Raw genomic sequence first — 2,619 nt, 5'->3', positions numbered from 1 at the left:
TTCGACTGGGCGCGCAGTCGGTGCCGCCTGCTGTTCTGTGAGTACGGCACGATGAGCCGATGGAACGATTCGGTGTATGGCTCGAGGAGCTCAGCGTCTGGCAGCTGATCGTCCTGGTCTTCTTCGTCCTGCTCGTGCTGGCGGTCGGCTCTGCCTTCCTCACGAGGTCGTTGGTGCGACGCGGGCTTCGCACACCGTGGGGGATGCGGAAGATCAACAGACTCCGGAACTGGGTCATCAGGCTGGTCAAGCGTCCGATCACGATCATGGTGCTGGATGAGGTCGCCGACGTCATCCAGACCGGCCACTACACGCGCAACATCTCCGACGCCCTGATCGAGAACCACGACGAGGTGAAGCAGCTCGTGGCCGAGAAGGTGCGCCGGGACCCGAACGTGCGGCTGATCGGACTGTTGCCGGGTTACGACACGGTGATCTCCGAGGTCTCCGAGACCACCCTGCGGGTGCTGATCGAGATGCTCGGCGACCCGCGGATGGATGAGCTCATCTCCGACCTGCTTCGCAACAACATCCAGCAGATCAAGAAGGCAGTGCGCGACCGGGACCACGAGCACGTGCCGGTGCACGCCCCGCCCGAGATCACGCCGGCAAACGGCCCGCCGACGCCCCAGGACGCGTCCTAGCGTTCCGCCGTCACGCGGACTGCTCCTCCAGACAGGTGAAGGTCTTGCGGTAGGCCTGCGGCGTGGTGCCGCGCGACGCGGCGAAGTGGTGGCGCAGGGTGGCAGCGTTGCCGAAGCCAACGCGTGAGGCGATCTGCTCGACCGACAGAGAGGAGTTCTCCAGCAGCTCCTCGGCGAGCGCGAGTCGCTGACCGGTGAGCCATTGCAGCGGGGTGGTGCCGGTCTCGTCACGGAAGCGTCGGGCGAACGTACGCGGCGACATGTGCGCCTCGGCGGCGAGCCGCTCGACCGGCATCGGCTCGTCGAGGCGCTCCGAGACCCAGGCCAGCAACGGTGCGAGTGTGTCGGCCTCGGTCTGACCCATCGGAGTTCGCACGAACTGTGCCTGACCGCCGTCGCGGTGCGGCGGCACGACCATGCGACGGGCCGTGGTGGCGGCGGCGCGGGCGCCGAACGTGCGACGCATCAGGTGCAGCGAGGCGTCGATGCCGCCGGCGGCCCCGGCCCCAGTGAGGATGTTGCCGTCGAACATGTAGAGGACGTCGGGATTGACCCGGGCCTTCGGGAACGTCGCGGCAAGCTCGTCGGCGTGACGCCAGTGGGTGGTGCACTCGCGACCGTCGAGCAGGCCGGCGTCGCCCAGCACCCACGCTCCCGTGCAGTGTGCCGAGACGATGGCGCCGCGGTCGGCAGCCTGGCGCACGGCGGCCACGGCTCTCGGGTCGTTGTGGCGGAAGTCGAGTTTCGGGACGATGCACACAAGATCGGCCGTCTCCAGGGCTTCCAGTCCGTGCTCGACGAACAGGTCGAAGCCGGACCCCCCTTCGATCCGGCCCGGTTCGGCCGTGCACACGACGAACTCGAAAACGGGATTGTCGTCGTCGGGATGGTACGGCTCGGCCCAGACCTCACAGATGGAACCCAGGCCAAAGGGTTCGGCTCCGTCCTGCACGACCACCGCGACATTCTTCATGCCAGCCAGCATCACACAGATGTGGCAGCAAATCAATGGAGTGTGGCATTTCTGCCACTGGTGGCAGGATCACGATGGAGACAGAATTAGTGCCATGTTCACCGTAGCCATCATCCTCCTGGTTCTTGCAGCTGGGATCGGCCTCCTGGTCATCCCGAACGACGGGTACGGAACCCGCCCCGGTCCGCGCAGCCACATCGACCCGTTCGAGCCGCGCAGCCACGTCATCTGATCCCACCGACACACGAGACCCCCGGCCCGACAGGACCGGGGGTCTCGTACGTCGACCGCTGGTCGACTACTCGTTCTCGCTCTCGTTGCCGGTGAGCTTCTCGCGGAGTGCCTGCAGGGCCTCGTCCGAGGCGAGCGAGCCGCCCTCGGCCTCGGGCTGGTCCTCGTTGCCCGCGGAGTAGCTGCTGGCCTCGCTGGCCTCGATGCTCGACTTCTCCGAGTCCACGATCTGCTTCTTGTGCGCTTCCCAGCGCTCGTGCGCCTCGGCGTACTGCTTCTCCCAGGCGGCGCGGGCCTCGTCGAACCCTTCCTGCCACTCGCCCGTCTCGGGGTCGAAGCCATCGGGGTAGATGTAGTTGCCCGCGTCGTCGTAGGACGACGTCATGCCGTAGAGCGTCGGGTCGAAGTCGTCGTCGGTGGCGGCCTCGGTCTCGTTGGCCTGCTTGAGCGAGAGGGAGATGCGTCGGCGCTCGAGGTCGATGTCGATGATCTTGACCATCACGGCGTCGCCGATCTGGACGACCTGCTCCGGGATCTCCACGTGGCGCTCGGCCAGCTCGGAGATGTGCACGAGGCCCTCGATGCCCTCCTCGACACGCACGAACGCGCCGAACGGGACGAGCTTGGTGACCTTGCCGGGCACTATCTGCCCGATCTGGTGCGTGCGGGCGAAGTGCTGCCAGGGATCTTCCTGCGTCGCCTTGAGCGACAGCGACACGCGCTCGCGCTCCATGTCGACGTCGAGCACCTCGACGGTGACTTCGTCGCCGA

The 2,619-nt window shown here is 66.7% G+C and carries 4 protein-coding genes; 2 read left to right on the top strand and 2 right to left on the bottom strand.

The window, feature by feature from the left end; all coding sequences use genetic code 11:
* Positions 1–59 precede the first annotated feature (59 nt).
* Positions 60–644 (top strand): hypothetical protein, encoded by a 585-nt coding sequence (locus tag ACRDPN_RS08755; protein WP_431447055.1) that lies wholly within the window; start codon positions 60–62, stop codon positions 642–644.
* 10 nt (positions 645–654) lie between these two features.
* Here the strand turns inward: ACRDPN_RS08755 and ACRDPN_RS08750 are convergent, their stop codons facing one another.
* Positions 655–1,617, bottom strand: coding sequence for a GlxA family transcriptional regulator (locus ACRDPN_RS08750; RefSeq protein WP_431447054.1), 963 nt, complete (start codon positions 1,615–1,617; stop codon positions 655–657).
* Between the two features lie 94 nt (positions 1,618–1,711).
* Here ACRDPN_RS08750 and ACRDPN_RS08745 point away from each other — a divergent pair, with 94 nt between their 5' ends.
* Complete coding sequence (locus ACRDPN_RS08745) at positions 1,712–1,849, top strand: hypothetical protein (protein WP_431447053.1); 138 nt, start codon at positions 1,712–1,714, stop codon at positions 1,847–1,849.
* Between the two features lie 66 nt (positions 1,850–1,915).
* Here ACRDPN_RS08745 and ACRDPN_RS08740 read toward each other — a convergent pair.
* A partial coding sequence (locus tag ACRDPN_RS08740) for a S1 RNA-binding domain-containing protein (RefSeq protein WP_431447052.1) occupies positions 1,916–2,619 on the bottom strand: 704 nt, incomplete at its 5' end.

Source organism: Aeromicrobium sp. (genome assembly GCF_050700635.1).
Lineage (GTDB): Bacteria > Actinomycetota > Actinomycetes > Propionibacteriales > Nocardioidaceae > Aeromicrobium.
The sequence above is the reverse complement of the archived record's forward strand: the minus strand, read 5'-3'. Positions and strand labels throughout refer to the sequence as shown.

Bases quoted from the DNA above. Each gene is read 5' to 3' on its own strand.
- ACRDPN_RS08750 (WP_431447054.1), bottom strand. From the start codon at position 1,617: ATGAAGAATGTCGCGGTGGTCGTGCAGGACGGAGCCGAACCCTTTGGC.
- ACRDPN_RS08745 (WP_431447053.1), top strand. From the start codon at position 1,712: ATGTTCACCGTAGCCATCATCCTCCTGGTTCTTGCAGCTGGGATCGGC.
- ACRDPN_RS08755 (WP_431447055.1), top strand. From the start codon at position 60: ATGGAACGATTCGGTGTATGGCTCGAGGAGCTCAGCGTCTGGCAGCTG.